The sequence below is a fragment of the Micromonospora sp. CNZ280 genome, from assembly GCF_011759515.1.
In genome coordinates this window covers 356038-376219 of the sequence record NZ_JAAOYP010000002.1, presented here as the reverse complement: position 1 = coordinate 376219, position 20182 = coordinate 356038, and the positions used below count along the sequence as shown (strand labels likewise).

Below are 20182 nucleotides of genomic sequence, written 5' to 3'. Positions count from 1 at the left end.
CCGCCGCCGCAGCTCGATTCAGCGGTACGACAGCAGAGCAGTCCGGTGGGTCGGGACGGGCACCCACACCCGCCCCGACCAGGGGGATGAGCCGAACTCGTTGCCACGCGAGGAGCGGCTCGGGGACAAACATAACTAGGGAACACAGGGAAGTCAAAGAGCGTTGTTTAGACATTCGAGTTGTGATCGAATTCGGGTTGCCACGCGAGGAGTGACATGCCCGAATCAGCCGAATATTTGCGCATTGCCGACGACGTAATGGCCGACGTCAGGTCGGGGAAGCTGAAGCCCGGTGACCGGTTGCCGTCGATCACTGAGACGCGCGCCGACTACGGCGTCAGCTACGGGACCGTGCAGTTGGCCTACGTCCGCCTCGAAGCGCTGCGGGTGATCCGCCGACAGCAGGGCAAGGGCGTCTTCGTCACCGACCCGAAAACCTGGATGCGCGAACCCTGACCGAAGTTCCTGAGACTCAAATGCTCCGCAGCGCCAGTTAGGTGTGCGATTATCGCACCATGGCGGAAGACCTGAACTGGCAGCTTGTCGGTGAGCAGGTGCGACAGGCTCGCCTGTCGGTGGGCATGTCGCAGCAGGAACTCGCCAGCGTGGTGGGTCTCGAACGCACGATGCTGGCGAAGGTCGAGGCTGGCAACCGGCGCTTGGACGGCCTGGAACTCGCCCGGGTGGCACGGGCGCTGCGGGTGTCGATGGAGTACCTGATCGAGCCGCGGCCGGCCGTGCTCTCCCGGCGGGCCGCACCGTTGACCGAGGAGACGGACACAGCGGCGGCCCGATCGTCCGAGCGTCTGGAAATCGCGCTGACCGAGTGGCTACGGAACGTGCAGCAGCTCATGGCTCTCGGCCTGCTGCAGACCCGTCCGCTCCTGCGGTATCCGCAGCTGGTCACGTCCGAGGATGACGCCCGGCGCGCGGCATCCTGGGTACGGCAACAGGCGGGGCTCGGCGACGGGCCGATCGGCAGCATGATGGACGTCTGTGAAGGGGCCGGCCAGTGGGTGCTGGTCACCGACCTGCCCGGCGACGGAGCGTCACTCGTCGACGGAGACATCGCCGTCGCAGTGGTAAGCACCATGGGTGACCCCGGTCGCCGCAGGGCAACCGCCGCCCACGAGCTGGGCCACCTCATCATCGGCGACGAGTATTCGAGCGACCTCGGCGTCAGTAGCTCCCGAGCCGATCGGGAAGCTGTGATCGACGCCTTCGCCGCCGAGCTGCTGCTGCCCGTGCAGGCAGTTGTCGCCGGGTGCGGGGCTGGTCCAGTGACCCGGGACCGGCTGGTGGAGTTCGCCGCGCGGTACCGGACCTCCTGGCTGTTGGCGTTGCGTCAGGCCGAGCGGGCCGGCGTGATCGACGGTGCGACCCGACGATCCTGGAGTGAGCCACGGCCCACCCGGGCGGAATTCATGGAGGCGTTGGGGTGGACTCCACAGCCTGACCTTGACTCGGTGCGGGTGCCGCCGACGTACGCGCATGCCGTGATGGAGGCCTGGCGGGCAAACCGGATCACCCGGTCCCGGGCGCTGGAGCTGATGCACGGCCAGATTGTCGATGCGGACCTGCCGGTGAACGACGACCTGGAGATGGAGCCGTGAGCCTGTCGGGTCCGCCGGTGCCGCTCCTGGTCCTGGACACGATGGTGCTCAGCCACTTCACCCTCGCCGACCGGTTGGACGTCCTCCAGGATCTGCTGATTGACGCGGACTGCAGGACGACGCAGGTCGTCATCGAGGAACTGCGGGCGGGCGCCGGGTTCCCCGAGTACGCCAGGAAGTACCGCCTGCTGTAACCACAACCTGTCGCTTTTCACCCACTCGGGTAACACCGTCCCTTCGGCAGTACGACTAGAGTCGTCGCGTGATCGACCGGAAGCTGCTCCTGTCCGACCTGCAGAAGCAGGTCAAGAACCTGGAAGTGGACCTGCGGGAGCAGGCCGAGTCGGTCGAGGAGGTGCGCCTCCGCCTGCGTGGCGAGTACGACCACGCCTTCAAGGTCGGGCGTACTGCCGCCACGTGGGCGGCCTGGCGGGACGAGCGGGTCACCCAGGTTGCCGTCGCCTGGGTGCTCGGCGCCGTTTTCGTACGCTTCTGCGAGGACAACGGGCTGCTACCCGACCCCTACCTGGCCGGGCCGGGGGACCGGCTGGTGCTGGCCGAGGAGGCCGAGGCGCAGTTCTTCCGCGACCACCCCGACCAGACCCTTCGCGACTGGCTGCACCAGGGCTTCGACGCCATCGCCAGCACCCAGGCCGGCAAGTCGCTCTTCGACAAGCGGCACAACCCGCTCTATCAGATCCCGCTGTCGCACGACGCGGCCAAGGAACTGATCGCCTTCTGGCGCCGACGCACCGAGCAGGGCGACCTGGTGCACAAGTTCCGCGACGAACTGTGGGACACCCGCTTTCTCGGCGACCTCTACCAGGACCTCTCCGAGGCGGCCCGCAAGACGTACGCCCTGCTCCAGACGCCGGAGTTCGTCGAGGAGTTCATCCTCGACCTGACGCTGACCCCGGCGATCGCCGAGTTCGGCCACGACGTCGTCAAGATGATCGACCCGACCTGCGGCTCAGGCCACTTCGTCCTCGGCGCCTTTCACCGTCTGCTGAAGGAGTGGGAGCACCAGGCCCCCAACCGCGACCCCCACGAGCGAGTACGCCTCGCCCTCGACGCCGTCCACGGCGTCGACATCAACCCCTTCGCGGTCGCCATCGCCCGTTTTCGCCTACTGAGGTGATCTCAGCAACGCGAATGTGTTGATTGGTGCGACACGGACGAGGCCGGACGATACGGGTGCTGCTGGAAACGGGCGTGGAGCCCACGGTAGATGAGTTCTCACCACAAGATCCATCAACCCGAGGACTCCACGTGATTGCCTATCGTGCCATGGTCGACGTGCCCCAGGAACTGGTGGCCCACCTGTCCCGGCTGTTGGCCGCCGAGCGGCGGGCGCTGGGAACCCGTCGCGGCACCCGGGCGTTGAGCTGCGGAAAGCAGGCGCTGCTGGTCTTGGTCTGGTTCCGCAAGAACGAGAACATCGAACTGCTGGCGGCCGGGTTCGGCGTCTCGCGGGCCACCGGCTACCGCTACGTCGCTGAGGGACGGCGGGTGCTCGCCGCCCAGGCACCCGACCTACACGAAGCACTCCAGCAAGTCGCCGAGGCCGGCTGGGCGTACGTGATCCTGGACGGCTCGCTGATCGGCACCGACCGGTGCGCCGAGACGACCACCAGCGTCAAGGGCAAACAGATCGACGCCTGGTACTCCGGTAAACACCGCCGGCCGGGAGGCAACATCCAGGCATTCATGCGCCCCGACGGGGCACCGATCTGGGTCTCCGACGTGATGCCCGGCCATCTGCACGACCTCACCTGCGCCGAGCAGCAACAGATCCTCGCCGCGGCCTGCTGGGCCGCCTCCCAACTGCACCTGCCGACCCTGGCCGACTCCGGCTACGAAGGCGCTGGCCAGGGAATCCACACGCCATACAAGCAGCCCGCAGACGGCCGGGCGCTCGCGGCCGACAACCGCGCCTACAACACCCTGCTGCGCGCCCAACGCGCACCCGGAGAACGCGGATTCGCCCTGCTCAAACGCGGCTGGAAAGCGCTGCAACACGTCACCGCCAGCCCGACGACCATCGGAGAGATCGCCCGCAGTGCCCTCGTGCTCACCACATTGCTATACGACCGTCAGCCCCAACCTTGCTGAGATCACCTCACTGGTCGCAGCTCTCCGCGCCAGCGACGTGAAGGCCCTTGCCGAATCGGCCGCCTATACCTTCCCGATGCACCTCGCTGTCGGCGATTCTCTGATCAAGCGACGGCAGGAGATTCTTCCCGGCACGGATCCCGACGGGGAAGCGATCGCGGAGTTCGCCTACGCGACCGAGGACCTGGCGGACCACCCAGACATCCTCAGCCCCGGCCGATACCACGCCGTGGTAGGCAACCCGCCCTACATCACTCCGAAGGACAAGGGCCTCAACGACGCCTACCGCGAGATGTACCCTGCCTGCTCCGGCAAGTACGCCCTGTCCGTGCCGTTCGCGCAGCGGTTCTTCCAACTCGCCAAGACTGGCGGTGGGGACGGCAAGGGTGCCGGCTACGTCGGTCAGATCACCGCCAACTCGTTCATGAAGCGCGAGTTCGGCAAGAAGATGATCGAGAAGTTGTTTGCGATCGACGTTAACCTGACCCACGTCATCGACACTTCCGGTGCCTACATCCCCGGGCATGGCACCCCGACCGTCATCCTGATCGGTCGCAACACCAACCGCGGCCGGGCGGGCACCATTCGCACGGTGATGGGCATCCGCGGTGAGGCCAGCGCGCCCATTAACCCCAGCCGCGGCCTCGTCTGGCAGGCCATCCTCGCTCAGGTGCGCAGACCTGGCTCCGAGAGCGAGTGGGTCAGCGTCGCCGACAGGCCGCGCGCCGAACTCGCAACCTTCCCATGGAGCCTGAGCGGAGGCGGAGCAGTTGGGCTGATGGCGGCGGTTGAGGGAGGCGACCGCACGCCACTACGGCGCAGCATCAGCGGCGCGGTCGGGTTCGCCAGCTTTCCCGGTCAGGACGATGCTTTTTTCGCGCCACCCGCCTGGTTCCGTCGCACAGGTATCGACTTGTTTCATCGCCCGCTCGTGATCGGTGAGGTCGTTCGTGACTGGGAGAGTGCTATCGAAGACCATGCACTAGTGCCCTACCGGGCCGATCTCACGCCTGCGCCCTTCGATCTCACCGCCGCTTGGTGTAGGCACTTGTGGTCGTTGCGTCGCGTTCTTGGGTCCATCACCGGGTTTGGCGGACAGACGCGCACAGAGTCGGACGATCCGTGGTGGACCTGGTACCGCTGGGTTCCCGAGCGGTATCGGACGCCGCTGTCGATCGCGTTTGGCGAGGTGACGACGCATAACCACTTTGTGCTTGACCGGGGCGGGAATGTCTTCAAGCAGACTGCACCAGTGATCAAGCTGCGGCAGGGGGCATCGGAGGATGAGCACCTGAGGCTCCTCGGGGTACTCAACAGTTCGACCGCCTGCTTCTGGCTCAAACAGTCATGCTTTCCTAAGGGAGGCAGTGGGATCGGACGCGGCATTCAGCCTGAGGACTGGATGGAGCGCTTCGCCTTCAACGGAGCCAACGTCGAAAGGCTCCCGCTGCCGTCGGCGTACCCCCTTGAACTGAGTCGGGAGATTGACGGGCTGGCGCAGCGGCTCGCCACGGTGAGCCCGGCGGCGGTCGCGGCCTCTGGCGTGCCGACCCGCGAGCGGCTGGCTGCCGCCCGCGACGAGTGGCACTCGATCCGGGCGCGGATGATCGCCTTGCAGGAGGAGTTGGACTGGCAGGTCTACTCGCTCTACGGGCTGCTGGACGAGGAGTTGACCGCCCCGGCCGGCTCGGTGCCGGAGTTGAAGCTGGGGGAGCGGGCGTTCGAGATCGTGCTCGCCCGCAAGATGCGCGACGAGGGCCTGGAGACGCAGTGGTTCGCCCGGCACGGGTCGACGCCGATCACTGAGCTGCCGGCGCACTGGTCGGATGAGTATCGGGCAGTCGTGGAGCGGCGGATCGCGGTCATCGAGGGCAACCGCAACATCGGGCTGATCGAGCGGCCGGAGTGCAAGCGGCGCTGGGCGACCGACGGCTGGGACGCGATGCAGGCGAAGGCGCTGCGCGACTGGCTGCTGGACCGGTGCGAGGCGCGTGAGCTGTGGTACCACCACGTCGACGGCCTCGAACAGCCGCGCCCGCTGACCACCGCCCAGCTCGCCGACGAGCTGCGCCGCGACGCCGACGTGCTCACCGTCGCCGGCATCTACGCGCCCGGTCAGGATCTCGGCAAGGTGATCGCCGACCTGGTCGCCGACGAGCACGTGCCGCACCTGGCCGCGCTGCGCTACAAGGACTCCGGGCTGGCCAAGCGGGCCGACTGGGAGCACGTGTGGGACCTGCAGCGACAGGAGGACGCGCTGCCCGACGAGGCGGCGAAGCGGGAGTTCCGCAAGCAGATCCCGGTGCCGCCGAAGTACACCTCGGCGGACTTCCTCAAGGGCAGCTACTGGAAGCACCGGGGCAAGCTCGACGTACCCAAGGAGCGGTTCGTCTCGTACCCCGGTGCCAGCCGCGACGGTGACCCGTCGCTGCTGGTCGGCTGGGCCGGCTGGGACCACCGCGAGCAGGCCCAGGCCCTGGCCACCCTGATCGTGGCCCGCGAGCAGGAGGACGGCTGGGCCGCCGACCGGCTGCTGCCGCTGGTCGCGGGGCTGCGCGAGATCCTTCCCTGGGTACGCCAGTGGCACGGCGAGTTCGATCCGCTCTGGGGCGCCTCGCCGGCGGACATCTACGCCGGCTTCCTCGCCGAAACCACCAACCGCCTCCACCTCACCGACGAGGCGCTCACCTCGTGGCGCCCGCCGAAGGCTATCCGTGGCCGCAAGGCCAAGGCATAGAGGAGGCAGATCGCTGCTGGTCATCAGAAGCCCGAAACCCGCATTGAAAGTTCCAAGCTCAGCCGACCAGTCGCACACGAGTTCGGGCGCAACCAGTTGTGGATCTACTGACGGATCACTGTAGACGGTGCCTTGTCGAGTTGGTCACGTCTGAGAGACCGTCGGGTAACCGGTTCGGGGCGTTGTGTTACGGCGAGACACGTCGATGTTGAGTGCTCGACAAATAGATCATCCCCGCCATGATCGCGTTGTGTGCGCAACTGCAACTGTGGCGGGGATGACGCCCGTTCATGCTGTCCGTCGAGCTTGACCGATGCGATGTGGGCGATCCTCGCGCCCTTGATGCCGGTGCGTGACCTGCGTAAAGGCGGTCGGCCTCGTAAGTGGGGAGATCGGTTGATCCTGGATTCGATCTTCTATGTGCTGCGGTCGGGCTGCCCGTGGCGGATGTTGCCGCGGGATCTGGCGCCACCGGACGCGGCGCATCGCTGGTTCACGACGTGGCGGAAGAACGGAACGTGGGACGTGATCCACGACGAGCTTCGCCGGCAGGTGCGGGTGGCGGCCGGTCGTGATCCGGAGCCGACCGCGGCGGTCCTGGACGCCCAGTCGATCAAATCCAGTGAGGGCGGCGAATGCCGTGGGTTCGACATGGGCAAGAAGACCACCGGCCGCAAACGGCACCTGGTCGTGGACACGATGGGGCTGATCCTGGTGGTCATGGTCACCTCCGCCTCCGTCAACGACCGTCCCGGCGGCCGGCGGATCCTGCAACGGCTGGCCGAGACATTCACCACCATCGCCCTTGTCTGGGCCGACGGCGGGTACGCCAACAGCATCGACTCCAGCCTGTTGAGCTGGGCGAAAGACAAGCTCGGCATCATGCTGGAGATCGTCAAGCGCACCGACGACGTCAAGGGCTTCCAGGTCCTTCCACGCAGGTGGGTGGTGGAGAGGACCCGGGGATGGCTGGTGCGTAACCGGCGCCTGGCCCGGGACTACGAGCGGTTGACCGCCAACTCCGAGGCCATGATCAAGGTAGCGATGATTCGACTCATGACGATACGTCTGGCCGGTCAAGCGATCCGCTGGGCCAACGCCACCGAACGCGAAGCCACCCAACGCATCAACGTCGAGCGACTTCTCGCCACGTAGTCACCTGGTTACCCGACGGTCTGAGGGCTACCTGACCGGCGGGGTGCCGGTAAGGTGATCAGAGCCCATGGATCTTTCGGGAGCAGGCCATGATCGTCCAGTGGTGCCTCAAGGGGATGTACTTCGACGAAGAGGACCAGGCCAGGGAGATCATCGACTCACGTGCAGGCCTACAGTGCAACTGGTGGCGCGGACGGAGCATCACTGCCCCGCAGATTCGGGACAAGCTCACTGATACCAATCTTGACATGCACGTCAATCACTTCGATGAGCTCGACCATCGCACCCGTAAGCCCTTTAGCGCCGGCACGCCCTTTGTGTCGCTGTCAGCCGGTACGATCGAGCGTGACACCGTTGTTCGCACCAATTTCGCCCACAGTGCCTACTCGACAGCCTTGTATTTCGGCACCGAGTTCGGTAGGCGCGACACCGCCTACCTGTTTCGGTGCTGGGTCGTGGTCGGGCCTCGATCTGCAGTCGGTGTCGAAAGTGTGGCCGAGGAGATCCGTGACTTGAACACCTATCGTCGATTTTCGCCATACCAGACCGAAGGCGAGATCGTCGCAAAGATTCACGTGCCGGACAACCAGCTCTGGGGTTATGAGCGGTGGACTTGGAACACGTCTCGAAAGCACCTTCGGCCCGAGTCGTTTTACCTGAATCCGCGGTTCACGCACCCCACGCAGTTGTCGAATGTTCGAGGGTTGATCTGACGTGGGAGCGGGTGAACTGGAAGCACTCGGCCTCACGATGGACCGCGCCAGAACAAGCGCAGACTTCTTCCAGGCTTACGGAGAATCAGCCGTCGGCTACCTGTTTTCGGATGGGCAGGATGAGTCGAGAAGGTTCGACGTCTACGAAGACCGCTTTGCGGCCTTGGTAGACCAGGCATCCGCATTTCGTCTGGGTGGTCAGTGGGCCGCTCTGTTCGATACTGGTCGAGCACAGGAGTTGTTCGCACGGTCCGGCGCGATCTTCGACAGCCTTGGATTCGGCTTCGGAGTCTTCGTGCTCGCCGCCTTCGGCGAGGCTCCGCCCGAGAGTCTTCACCAACGCGTCGAGATGCTGGTAAAGGAGGAGACCGGCGGCAGGCAACAGCCAGCATCGGCCGACTACCCACCTGCACTTCGCTATCCGCAGCAGCAGGCGTACCTGATGCTTGCCGCCGCGGCTGTCGCTGACGGCATCGACCTGCCCCGGGATCGCCTCCTCCGCATGGCGCATCGATCACCGCACCGTCGAGGTGTCCTACCGATGGGTGCGCTAAGCACGCCAATCCGCGTCTACTGGGACCTCGCCGTGGCAATGCTCGCCGAGACCGGCGATGGGGTTCTTCTCGAGTCGGCGTTCCGGTTTCTACATCAGATGTCCATCGCGTATGAGAGTGCTATGGCAGGGGGGATGGTCAACTCCAGGCTGTGGAGAAACGGCGCTGCTCCTGTTGATGTAGTTGACGTAGACGTGATCACCGTCGTGATGTTACTTGCTCAGCGTCTTGGGCCGGGCGCCGCCGGGCAGATTGCATCCGAAGTTGCAAGCGAGCTGACGCCACTTGCCCGAGTGACCCTCAATGTGGCGCTGGAGATGTTGAGCGAAGGAACCGAAGGCCGTGATCGCGGAAACCGTCAGAGGAGGCGTTGACCGGTGTCCGAAGCATTGTGGATCAAAATCATTGAAGTGGCGCCCGCCCTGGTCTGGGCGGTCTTCGGTGTCGTCGTATTTCTGGTTCTCCGGTCGGGCCTCATCGCTCAACTGAGGCGAATGCGGTCGCTGCGGACGCCGTTCGGTGAAGCTGACTTCGAGGTAAACCTCGCCCTGCTGGAGCGTGCTGCAGACGAGTTACAGGGCAAGTCGCCGCCGACCGCGCAAGAGCGAAGGGCCGTCGTCACCCGGCTTGACCACGCCGCAGACTCGCTGAAAGGCGGGCGCCTACTATGGGTCGACGATCATCCGGAGCACAACCGGGCCGTCGTGCGGTTGCTGGAGCGGGTTGGCATGTCGGTTGATATCGCGGTATCCACCAGTGAGGCGTTGGACCTTCTGCGCAGGCGTGGCCATGATTTGATCATCACTGACATGCGGCGAGGCGCCGACGACCGTGCCGGGCTGAAATTGCTGGACGAGATCTCTGGGGTGGCCAGTGCGACCCCCGTCGTGCTTTTCGCGGCGGCTTTCGACCCTACCGATGGCGTCGACCCGCGGCTTTTCGCATGGACCACGGACGTCGACGAGGTAGTTCATCTTGTGATCGACGTGATGGAGCGCAGACGCTTCGGTGGCGTCATCTAGCCGGACATCCGAAGGGCGGGTGAGCGGAACATCCCCACCGACACGTCAAGGCGCGACGTGGGGCGGTGCGATTCATGCCCCCATCGGTACGGTATGCAGCATGTCTTCGCCCAGCCCCGCGCCGCTGCTCCGGGAGTTCATCGACATCCCGGAGCGCACGAGCGTGAGCGACTTCGTGCTCAAGCTCGCCGACAGTGTCGCCGATGCCGACGCCACCCTCCGCGACTACGTTGTCACGGACCGGCTGCTCGGTAATTTCGACGAGGCGCTCGGGCTGATCCGCTCCGCGGTCGAGGGGCACGCCTCCAAGGCCGCCTACCTGCACGGCTCGTTCGGTTCGGGTAAGTCGCACTTCATGGCCGTGCTGCACGCCCTGCTGCGGGGCGAGTCCGCCGCGCGGGGGCGGGACGAGTTCGCGCCGCTGGTCGCCAAGCACAGCGTCTGGCTGGACGGGCGCAAGTTCCTGCTGGTGCCGTACCACCTGCTCGACGCCCGCTCGCTGGAGCAGCGAGTGCTCGGCGGCTACGTCGACCGGGTCCGCGCCCTGCACCCCGACGCGCAGATCCCGGCGGTGCACCGCACCGACGCCCTGCTCGACCAGGCCGCCTCGCTGCGCGAGAAGATCGGCGACAAGCAGTTCATCGACGGCCTGCCCGGCGGGGACGTCGAGGACGAGTGGGGCGAGAGCGAGACCTTCTGGACGACCGAGCGGCTCGACCAGGCGTTCGCCGGCGCGTACTCCGACGAGCTGCGTCGCAAGCTGGTCAACGACCTGCTGACCAGCTGGAACAAGGGCTTCTTCAGCAACGCCCGGGAGGACGCCGAAGCCTTCGTCTCCCTCGACCGGGGCCTGACCGAGATCAGCCGGCACGCCAAGGAACTCGGCTACCACGGCCTGATCCTCTTCCTCGACGAACTGATCCTCTGGCTGGCCAACTCCATCGGCGACCAGCAGTTCGTCTCCCGGGAGATCCAGAAGATCACCAACTTCGTCGAGGGCGGCGACACCCGCCGGCCGATCCCGGTGATCAGCTTCATCGCTCGGCAGCGTGACCTGCGCGAACTCGTCGGCGAAGAGGTCACCGGCGCCAACGAGCTGAGCTACCAGGACACCCTCAACCTGGCCAGCGGCCGGTTCGACGTCATCAAGCTGGAGGACCGGAACCTCCCGGAGATCGCCCGCCGCCGGCTGCTCAAACCCCGCGACACCACGGCCGCCGAGGCGATCGCCCGGGCCTTCGACGCCACCACGAAGGTACGCCGGGAAGTCTTCGACACCCTGCTCGGCACCGACGCCGGCAGCGGCGCCGACATCGACGCCTTCCGGTCGACGTACCCGTTCAGCCCGGCGTTCCTCTCGACGCTGGTGCACGTGTCCAGCGCGCTGCAGCGCTCCCGGACGGCGCTGAAGCTGATGCGGCAGCTGCTGGTCGACCGCCGCGACACCCTGCGCCTCGGCCAGCTCGTGCCGCTCGGCGACCTCTACGACGTGATCAGCAGCGGCGGCGACCAACCCTTCACCGAGAAGCTCAAGGCCGAGTTCGAGATGGCCCAGAAGCTCTACGACCTGAAGCTGCGCCCCCATCTCCTCGGCCAGTCCGGCCTCACCGAGGACGACCTGGACGTTGCCCGCCGCGGCGATCCGCTGCCCGCCGAAACGGCCGGGCGGATCCGGGCCTTCACCGGCGACGACCGGCTCGTCAAGACGCTGCTGCTCGCCGCCCTGGCGCCCAGCGTGCCGGCGCTGCGGAACCTCACCGCGCGGCGGCTGTCGGCGCTCAACCACGGCAGCATCACCAGCCCGATCCCCGGCGGTGAGGTCGCCCAGGTCGCGCGGAAGCTCGCCGACTGGGCCGGGCAGTTCGCGGAGATCCGCATCGGGGAGGGCGACGACCCGGTGGTGTCGCTGGAGCTGGTCGGCGTGGACGTCGACAGCGTCCTCGCCACGGCCAAGCACTACGACAACGAGGGCGCCCGCAAGCACATGGTCCAGCGGCTGCTCTGGCAGCAGCTTGGCGTGCCGTGGAGCGACTCGTTCTTCGCCGAGGCGGGCCTGAACTGGCGGGGGAGTCGCCGGACCATCGAGCTGGTCTACGGCAACGTCCGCGACGCCAATGACATCCGCGACGACGCGTTCCACCCGAACGACCCGGCCGGCTGGCGGCTCATCATCGACTACCCGTTCGACGACGGCAGCCACGGGCCGGCCGACGACCGGCAGCGCGTGCAGGACCTGATCAGTCGTACGACGTCGCGGGCTGTCTGCTGGATCCCGGCCGCGCTGACCGTGGAGCGCCTCACCGAGCTGGGCAAGCTCGTCATCATCGACAAGCTGCTCGAGGGACAGCGCTTCGACACCCACGCGGAGCACCTCAACCCCGACGACCGGCGGCGCGCGCACGCGGCGCTGACCAACCAGCGCAGCGCGCTGCTGGCAAAGATGCAGGCCGTCCTGCGCCAGGCGTACGGGCTCGCCGCCAAGCAGGCGACCGACGTGGTGCTCGGCTTCGACGACCACCTGCAGTCGCTCACCCGGGCGCTGGAGCCGAAGCTGCCCATGGGCGCCGCGTTCAACGACGCCCTGCGCACCCTCGGCGACCAGATGCTCAGCCAGCAGTATCCGGCGCACCCGGACTTCGACCCTGACCGCAAGGGCGACCCGGTCCGTCTGCAGGACGTACGGGTCGTCCTCGATCACGTCCGCCGGGCCGTCGAGTCGCCCGAGGGACGCGTCGAGGTGGAGCGGACCCACCGGCAGACCCTGCGGCGGATCGCCAACCCGCTCGGCCTGGGCACCATGCACGAGGCGGCCTTCGTCATCGGCGGGGAGTGGGTGCAGCACTTCCAGCACAGGGCGGCGGCCGAGGGCATCGCGGGCGAGCTGCGGGTGGCCGATCTGCTGCGGTGGATCGACGACCCGAAACCGCGCGGGCTCGACCCGGTCGTGGCGCAGTTGGTCGTGGCGACCTTCGCCGAGCAGACCGACCGAGCCTTCTACCTGCACGGCAGCCAGGTCATCCCGGCCCCTGAACTGGGGAAGGTCAGCGCGGACCACACGCTGCGCGAGGAGCGGCTGCCCAGCGAAGCGGACTGGGACATCGCCCGCGCTCGGGCGGTCGCCATCTTCGGCTTCCAGCCGCTCGCGTTGCGCCGCGGTCGCCTCGTGGCGATGTTCGGGCGGGAGCTGATGAACCAGGCGGACCGCCGCCGGCAGCCCGCCACCGATCTGCTTGCCCGGCTCGAGCAGCACGCGGCATGGCTGCGGCTGAACCAGGAGTCCGGGCGGCTCGCCACCGCACGCGCGGCCGCCGAACTGCTGGCCGGGCTGGTCGACGCTTCCTCGGCCAAGGAGGCCGTCGAGCGACTCGCCCGCGCGGAACTCGCCGGGCCGGCCGACCGGACCGGCAAGAGCATCAGCAGCGCCGCACAGGTGTCGGCTGCCCTCGCGTCCGCCCCCTGGGACACCTTCGAGATCGTTGCCGGCCTCCCGGAACCCCACGCGGCCGAGGCGGCGGCGCTCCTCGCCGAGCTGCGGCGGGTCGCCCAGGCCGACGAGTTGACCGCTCCGCTCGCCCCGGCCCTGCGCCGCGCCCAGACCGACGCGACCGACCTGATCCGACGTGCCACGAAGGTCGTGCCGCCTCCACCCCCGCCCTTGTTGCCCCAGAAGCCGCCAGAGCCAAGGCCTGCCGGAGAGCACCTCGTCCCGGCCAGTGCCATTGACGACGCCGTGACCGAGTTGCAAAGGTTCGCGGCTGACCACCCCAACGCCACGATCGAGGTGAGCTGGAGAATCGTGCCGTGACTCAGGCAGCCGCGCCGTCCCAGGCGCTGCGGATCAGTCCGGTGGCGCTGCGGCAGAAGGTGGCGCAGCAGCTCGACCGGCACCGCAACGGTGACGCGTACCCGGTGATCATCGTGCGGGCCGAGCCGGCGTGGCCGCACGATCCGGCGATGCCGCTGCCCGGCGGACGTCAGGCCCGGGTGGTGCCGTGTGTGTCGCCGCTGGCCATCTGGGACAACCTCGTCGCCGACCGTGGCGACGAGGTGTTGGTCCTGCTCACCGACATCCCCGAGCCCAAGCTCGGGCACGGCGTGCGCAGCCGGGTGTTCCGGCAGCGGGTGATCACGGTCGAGCCCTGGGACCTGGTCGTCGAGGCGTTCGGCGCGCAGGTGCCGGACAGCGCCCTGGAACGGGAGTCCTGGGCCGGCGAAGCCCTGCTCGACGCGATGCCGCCCGCCGGCTGGCCGAAGCTCACCAGCACGGTCCTCACCCGGGACGTCGCACTACGACACCTTGCCGCCGTACGGCTGGGTCTGGAGCGCCGGGGCGAGAGCGCCGACGACCTGGACGTGGCGGCCCTGCTGCGCTGGAGCGCCGAGCCCGGTGCGATCGAGGCGTTCGGCCTGCTCCGCGAGGCCGAACGCGACGGCCTGGCCGGCTGGCTGACCGAGCAGTTCGGCCGGCCCGCGCGGGCGCTCTTCGCGCTGGTCGAGGCCGGGCACGGCACCGACGCGCTCCCGCTCGGCCTGGTCTGCGACGCGCTCTGGAGCAGCGACACCCCCGATGCGGTACGCGCCCAGGGCCGCATCGACCAGTACTTCGGCGACCTCCACGACGACGCGACCGTACGCGGCTTCGCCGTGGCCGCCGTGCAGGTGGTGGCCGGGATGCTGGCAGCACGGGATCGGGAGACGCGCCTGCAGGCCAACGGTGTCCTGGACCGGGCTGAGGAGCTGCTCGTCCAGTTCAACGCGAGGGGCAGCGCCGGCCACAGCTCCATCCTGCGGGTCGGCTTCGCCCACCGGGTCGAGGAGGCGGCTCGCGCGCTCCTCGCCGGGATGGGTGACGCCACCGACCCGGCCCTCGACGCTGCGGTCGAGGCTCTCGCGGCCCACCGTCTCGCCGACGCGGAGTCCGAGCGAATCCGCCGGATCCGGATGGCGCAGCGGCTCGTCCGGTGGCTGGACACCGAGGTCGAACCTCCGGCCAGCGTCGCGGACGGGGTGGACCGGCAGATTGCCGAGTGGGGGTGGGTGGACCTGGCGCTCAACCACGTCTGGGCCGGCGAGGACGTCCACCCCGAGCTGCAGCGGGCCTTCCGGGACATCCACGACCGGGTGCAGCGGCGCCGTCGTGACCTCGACGGCGCCTTCGCCAGCCGGCTGGCAGCCTGGTCCGCCGCCGGTCCCGGCAACGACGGTTCCCTGCTCGCCGTCGAGAACCTGCTGCCCAAGGTCATCGACCCGCTGATCCGCAACGAGCGGCCTGTCCTGCTCGTCGTCCTCGACGGCATGAGCGCCGCCGTCGCCGTGGAACTGGCCGATCAGCTCTCCCAGCACTGGGTCGAGTACGACCCGCTGGCCGGCTCCGACCCGGGGCGGCGCCGCGGGATGGCCGCCGCCCTGCCGACCCTGACCGCCGTCTCCCGGACCTCGCTCTTCGCCGGCGCGCTGCGCAGCGGCACCCAGGCCAACGAGAAGCGGATGTTCGACGAGGGTCGCTGGGGCAAGGGGGCGCGGATCTTCCACAAGGGGCCGGCCCGGGGTGGAGCCGGTGAGGTGGTCGCCCAGGAACTCGAAGCCGCCATGGCCGACCGGTCGCACCTGGTCGCCGTGGTCATCAACACCGTCGACGACTCGCTGGCCTACGGCCGGGAGGGCGACGAGCCGGGCTGGCAGCTCGACGACGTCGGGTTCCTGCGCAGCCTCCTCGGCCTCGCCCGTTCCTCCGGGCGCGCGGTGATCATCACCAGCGACCACGGGCACGTGCTGGAACGCGGCGGCGAACACGTCAGAGCCGCCGACGCCGCGTCCGCCCGGCACCGCACCGGACCGGGCCCTGCCGGCCCGGGCGAGGTGGAGCTGAGCGGGCCACGAGTGGTCGCGCCGGACAACCGGATCATCGCGCTCTGGGACCCGATGCTGCGCTACCGGCCGAGTAAGGCCGGCTACCACGGCGGCGCCTCGCTGGCCGAGGTGACCATCCCGCTGCTCGCCTTCCTGTTGCCGAACGTGGCCGACGTGCCGGCCGGTTGGGCACCCGTGGAGGGAGGTCAACCGGACTGGTGGGAAGCGACGCCGGCGGCTCCTGTCGTCACGCCTGCGCCGGCCGCGGCTGCGGCCACGCCCAAGCAGCGGCGGAAGCCGCCAGTCCAGACCGGGGAGGCGCTCTTCGACGTGCCGGAAGCAGCACCGGTAGCGGTCACGCCGGCGGCCGGCGCGGGTGATCTGGTAGCCGCGCTGTTCGCCACCGAACTCTTCGAGGCGCAGCACGCGCTCACTCCGCGTCGGGTGGACCGCGGGAAGATCGAGGCGGCGATGCGGGCGCTGGTGGACGCGAAGGGCATGCTGCCGGTCGCGGTGCTCGCCCAACGTGCCGGCGAGGCGCCGGTACGCGCCACCGGGTTCGCCACCACGCTGCAGCGCATCTTCAACGTGGACAACTACCCGGTCCTGTCGCTGATCGACGACAACCGGACCGTCCGGCTGGACCTGGCGCTGTTGCGGGAGCAGTTCGGGCTGCCCGGAGCGACATCGTGACCACCGTCAGCCCGGCTCGCCGGCGGGAGGTCATCGACGCGCTGCGCCGGGGCGCGGTACCCTCGGCCGGGCTCGACCTCTTCGCGGTCGGGCTGGACCGGTTCGTCACCGCCATTGGCGCGGACCTGGACACCGTTTCCGCCGGTGGATCCGTGTTCAAGGCGGTGCGGGGTGAGTACGGCTCCGGCAAGACGTTCTTCACCCGGTGGATCGCCGAACGCGCCAAGCGGGCCAACCTCGCCACCGCCGAGGTGCAGATCTCGGAGAACGAGACACCGCTGCACAAGCTGGAGACGGTCTACCGCCGGCTCACCGAGCGGCTCACCACCTCGACGTTCTCACCCAGCGCGTTGCGCGCGATCGTCGACGGTTGGTTCTATGCCCTGGAGGAGGACGTCCTCGCGGCCGGAGACATCGCGCCCGACGACGCCGTTGCCCTGGACCGGGCTGTCGGCGTGTTGCTCGACCAGCGACTCGCCACGGTCAGCCGCAGCGCCCCGGCCTTCGCGGCGGCGTTGCGCGGGTACCGCACCGCCAGCCTCTCCGGCGACGCGGCCACCGCCGACGCCGTTCTCGCCTGGCTCGGCGGACAACCCCACGTCGCCGCTGCCGCCCGTCGGGTGGCCGGCGTCCGGGGCGATCTTGACCACTTCGCCGCGCTCAGCTTCCTGCAGGGCCTGCTGGCAGTGCTGCGCGACAGCGGGCACCCCGGCCTGCTGCTGGTGCTCGACGAGGTGGAGACCCTGCAACGCGTCCGGTCCGACGCCCGGGACAAGGCACTCAACGCGCTGCGGCAGCTCATCGACGAGGTGCACTCGGGTCGGTTTCCCGGCCTCTACCTGATCATCACCGGAACGCCGGCCTTCTATGACGGCCCGCAGGGGGTGCAGCGGCTCGCGCCGTTGGCGCAGCGGCTCGCCGTGGACTTCACCACCGATGCCCGGTTCGACAACCCGCGCGCGGTGCAGATCCGGCTACCGGGATTCACCGTCGAGTCGCTGGTCGAACTCGGCGGCCGGGTCCGCGACCTGTACGCGGACGGATCTTCAGCGCCGGCGCGGGTCGCCGCCCTGGTTGACGACGCCTACCTGGACCGGCTGGCCCGGGCGGTGGCCGGCGGGTTGGGCGGCAAGGTCGGGGTGGCGCCACGGCTCTTCCTGAAGAAGCTGGTGGGGGAGGTGCTCGACCGGGTCGACCAGTTCCCCGCATTCGATCCCCGGCAGCACTACGCCCTCACCCTCAGGGCCGCCGAAATGACCGACGTCGAGCGTAACGCGAGCAGCGCCGACGACATCGCGCTCGAGCTGTAGGGGCGGCCATGACGAGCGGTGCGGATCTGCTGCACCCGGTGGTGCTGCACCACGTGGTGAACTCATTGCAGTGGCCGGCTCTACGGCCTCTGCAGGACGCCGCCGTGCGGCCACTGCTGGACGGCGAGGACGCCCTGCTCCTCGCGCCCACCGCTGGCGGCAAGACCGAGGCGGCGATGTTCCCGCTTCTGTCCCGGATGGCGCAGGAGAACTGGACAGGTACCTCCATCCTCTACCTCTGCCCGCTCAAGGCGCTGCTCAACAATCTCCTGCCGCGCCTCGAGACGTACACCGGCTGGCTGGGTCGGCGGGCGGCGCTGTGGCACGGCGACGTGACGATGGGCCGGCGTCGGACCATCCTGCGCGAGCGCCCCGATGTCCTGCTCACCACGCCGGAGTCCCTAGAATCGATGCTGGTCAGCGCCGCCGTCGACCACGACGAGTTCCTCGGACACGTGCGAGCGGTGATCGTGGACGAGGTGCACGCGTTCGCCGGCGACGACCGGGGCTGGCACCTGCTGGCCGTACTGGAACGGCTCGGACGGGTGACCGGTCGGCCGGTGCAGCGGGTCGGCCTGTCCGCGACCGTCGGAAACCCGGACGAGCTGCTGGGCTGGTTGCAGGGCTCAGGCCGGGGCGAGCGACCGGCACGTGTTGTCGCGCCCGGCGTGCCGCCGGCCACGGTGGTACCGGCCGCCCGTCCGGCTGGAGACGTAGAACTCGACCACGTCGGCTCGGTACACAACGCGGCCAAGGTCATCGCCGCGATGCACCAGGGACAGAAGCGCCTGGTCTTCTGCGACTCGCGGGCCTTGGTCGAGGACCTCGGCCAGCGGCTGCGTGCGCTGAACGTGACCACGTTCCTCTCCCACGCGTCCCTCTCCGTCGACGAACGCCGGCGCGCGGAGGAGGCGTTCGCGCAGGAACGGGACTGCGTCATCGTCGCGACCAGCACGCTCGAGCTCGGCATCGACGTCGGCGACCTCGACCGGGTCATCCAGATCGACGCGCCGCGGACCGTCGCCGCCTTCCTGCAGCGGATCGGCCGCACCGGCCGGCGGCCGGGAAGTAGCCGGAACTGTCTCTTCCTCGCCCTGGACGGGGACGGTCTGCTGCACGCCGCCGGGCTGCTGCACCTCTGGGCGCAGGGCTGGGTCGAAGCCGTGGTCCCACCGCCCGAGCCCCGGCACATCGTCGCCCAGCAGATGTTGGCGCTCTGCCTGCAGCGGCACCGGGTCGGTGACCGGCTCTGGTCGGAGGAGTGGAACGGGCTGGCGCCCTTCGACCGGACGGCCGAGGTGATCGTCCGGCACCTCGTCGAGCACGGTTACCTCGACGCGGACTCCGGGATGCTGTTCATCGGTCCGGAGGCGGAGCTGCGATTCGGCCGCCGCCACTTCATGGACATGCTCGCGGTGTTCACCGCCCCGCCGCAGTTCACCGTGCTGTCCGGTCGGACCGAGATCGGCCGGACCGACCCCGCGCTGCTGACGGCACGGGTGCAGGGTCCTCGACTGCTGCTGCTCGCCGGGCGGAGCTGGCGGGTCACCTACATCGACTGGAAACGCCGCCGCTGCTTCGTGGAGCCGGCCGAGGGAGGTGGCAAGGCTCTCTGGATGAGCGGCGGCGCACCGCAGGGACTGTCGTACCGGATGGTCCGCGCGATGCGGGACGTGTTGCTCGGCGCCGAGCCACCGGTCGCCCTCACCGGGCGGGCCCGGGCGCGGCTTGCCGACCTGCGTGAGGACGCCACGCCTCTCGTGCACCCGGGCGGCACCGTCGTTGCTCGCGACGGCGACGGCGAGGTGCGGTGGTGGACATGGGCCGGCTACCGGGCTAACGCGACCCTGATCGCCACGCTGGGTGATCTGGCCGACCCGACGCAGCGCTACGACGACGCCTCGATCCGGCTGCGTCCGGACCTGGACCGGCAGACGCTGCAGGCCGCCACGGCGGACGCGGCGGACCGGCTCTGCCTTCCAGAGGTGTCGGAGAAAGCCCTCGCCAGGCTCAAGTTCAGCGCCGCTCTGCCCGAACGGCTTGCGGTCGCGACACTGGCCGCCCGGCTGGCTGACGTGCCGGCAGCTCGGGCGGTGCTCGCCGAGCCCACCCGAACGGCTTATCTTGCTGGTTGACCGGGAGTTGCCGCGCGTGCGGCGGCTCGATTGTTTCCACGTTCACCGGCGCCGCTTGCGTCCGTCGCCAAGCCCTGACGGTCGGCAAGCGGTGGGGATGTCCGCCAAGAACCGTGGAGATGAAGGGCTTTACAGCGATGTAGAGGTGAGGCATGATCGGCGACGCAACACAGTGGACAGTCGGGTGCGATGGCTGGCCGCTGTCGGGCGGGACGTCCCCACCCTCGGCGTCCCGCCCGGCCCAACCCACCTCGGCGCCCCCTTCCTCGCCGACGGCCACCACATCGA

At 68.7% G+C, this 20182-nt stretch carries 13 protein-coding genes and 1 pseudogene; all 14 read left to right on the top strand.

Annotated elements, in window-relative coordinates; genetic code table 11:
• Window positions 1–216 precede the first annotated feature (216 nt).
• The 14 genes and pseudogenes from FHX32_RS16785 (at window position 217) to FHX32_RS16720 (ending at window position 19894) form a co-directional block, all read left to right on the top strand.
• Complete coding sequence (locus FHX32_RS16785) at window positions 217–456, top strand: winged helix-turn-helix domain-containing protein (RefSeq protein WP_091558877.1); 240 nt, start codon at window positions 217–219, stop codon at window positions 454–456.
• A 59-nt stretch (window positions 457–515) separates the two neighbouring features.
• Complete coding sequence (locus tag FHX32_RS16780) at window positions 516–1613, top strand: XRE family transcriptional regulator (RefSeq protein WP_167183691.1); 1098 nt, start codon at window positions 516–518, stop codon at window positions 1611–1613.
• The gene (locus tag FHX32_RS16775; RefSeq protein WP_208418823.1) at window positions 1610–1807 is read left to right on the top strand and encodes a hypothetical protein; all 198 of its coding nucleotides are present in this window, start codon (window positions 1610–1612) and stop codon (window positions 1805–1807) included. Before FHX32_RS16780 ends, FHX32_RS16775 begins: the two co-directional genes overlap by 4 nt.
• Window positions 1808–1875: 68 nt before the next feature.
• A complete protein-coding gene (gene pglX / locus FHX32_RS16770; RefSeq protein WP_167183685.1) occupies window positions 1876–2751 on the top strand; it encodes a BREX-2 system adenine-specific DNA-methyltransferase PglX in 876 nt (291 codons plus the stop codon).
• Between the two features lie 131 nt (window positions 2752–2882).
• Entirely contained in the window at window positions 2883–3725 is an 843-nt protein-coding gene (locus tag FHX32_RS16765; RefSeq protein WP_109898065.1) for a transposase family protein, read from the top strand.
• A gap of 37 nt (window positions 3726–3762) precedes the next feature.
• A complete protein-coding gene (pglX, locus tag FHX32_RS16760) occupies window positions 3763–6462 on the top strand; it encodes a BREX-2 system adenine-specific DNA-methyltransferase PglX (RefSeq protein WP_486481139.1) in 2700 nt (899 codons plus the stop codon).
• 252 nt (window positions 6463–6714) lie between these two features.
• Window positions 6715–7536, top strand: a pseudogene (locus FHX32_RS16755) (IS5 family transposase); the annotation flags it as partial.
• Between the two features lie 170 nt (window positions 7537–7706).
• Entirely contained in the window at window positions 7707–8330 is a 624-nt protein-coding gene (locus tag FHX32_RS16750) for a hypothetical protein (RefSeq protein ID WP_167183680.1), read from the top strand.
• Window position 8331: 1 nt separating this feature from the next.
• Window positions 8332–9258: a hypothetical protein gene (locus tag FHX32_RS16745; RefSeq protein ID WP_167183677.1), complete on the top strand. Its 927-nt coding sequence runs from the start codon at window positions 8332–8334 to the stop codon at window positions 9256–9258.
• A 3-nt stretch (window positions 9259–9261) separates the two neighbouring features.
• The gene (locus FHX32_RS16740; RefSeq protein ID WP_167183674.1) at window positions 9262–9906 is read left to right on the top strand and encodes a response regulator; all 645 of its coding nucleotides are present in this window, start codon (window positions 9262–9264) and stop codon (window positions 9904–9906) included.
• A 100-nt stretch (window positions 9907–10006) separates the two neighbouring features.
• The gene (pglY, locus tag FHX32_RS16735) at window positions 10007–13711 is read left to right on the top strand and encodes a BREX-2 system ATPase PglY (protein ID WP_167183671.1); all 3705 of its coding nucleotides are present in this window, start codon (window positions 10007–10009) and stop codon (window positions 13709–13711) included.
• Window positions 13708–16449, top strand: coding sequence for a BREX-2 system phosphatase PglZ (gene pglZ / locus FHX32_RS16730; protein ID WP_167183668.1), 2742 nt, complete (start codon window positions 13708–13710; stop codon window positions 16447–16449). The genes pglY and pglZ overlap by 4 nt, the downstream gene beginning before the upstream one ends.
• Entirely contained in the window at window positions 16446–17759 is a 1314-nt protein-coding gene (gene brxD / locus FHX32_RS16725) for a BREX system ATP-binding protein BrxD (protein ID WP_486481138.1), read from the top strand. Before pglZ ends, brxD begins: the two co-directional genes overlap by 4 nt.
• 8 nt (window positions 17760–17767) lie before the next feature.
• Window positions 17768–19894 (top strand): DEAD/DEAH box helicase, encoded by a 2127-nt coding sequence (locus FHX32_RS16720; RefSeq protein WP_167183665.1) that lies wholly within the window; start codon window positions 17768–17770, stop codon window positions 19892–19894.
• Window positions 19895–20182: the final 288 nt, after the last annotated feature.

Coding starts and splice junctions, on each gene's coding strand:
- FHX32_RS16785 (WP_091558877.1), top strand. CDS start 217: ATGCCCGAATCAGCCGAATATTTGCGCATTGCCGACGACGTAATGGCC.
- FHX32_RS16780 (WP_167183691.1), top strand. CDS start 516: ATGGCGGAAGACCTGAACTGGCAGCTTGTCGGTGAGCAGGTGCGACAG.
- FHX32_RS16750 (WP_167183680.1), top strand. CDS start 7,707: ATGATCGTCCAGTGGTGCCTCAAGGGGATGTACTTCGACGAAGAGGAC.
- pglY (WP_167183671.1), top strand. CDS start 10,007: ATGTCTTCGCCCAGCCCCGCGCCGCTGCTCCGGGAGTTCATCGACATC.
- FHX32_RS16720 (WP_167183665.1), top strand. CDS start 17,768: ATGACGAGCGGTGCGGATCTGCTGCACCCGGTGGTGCTGCACCACGTG.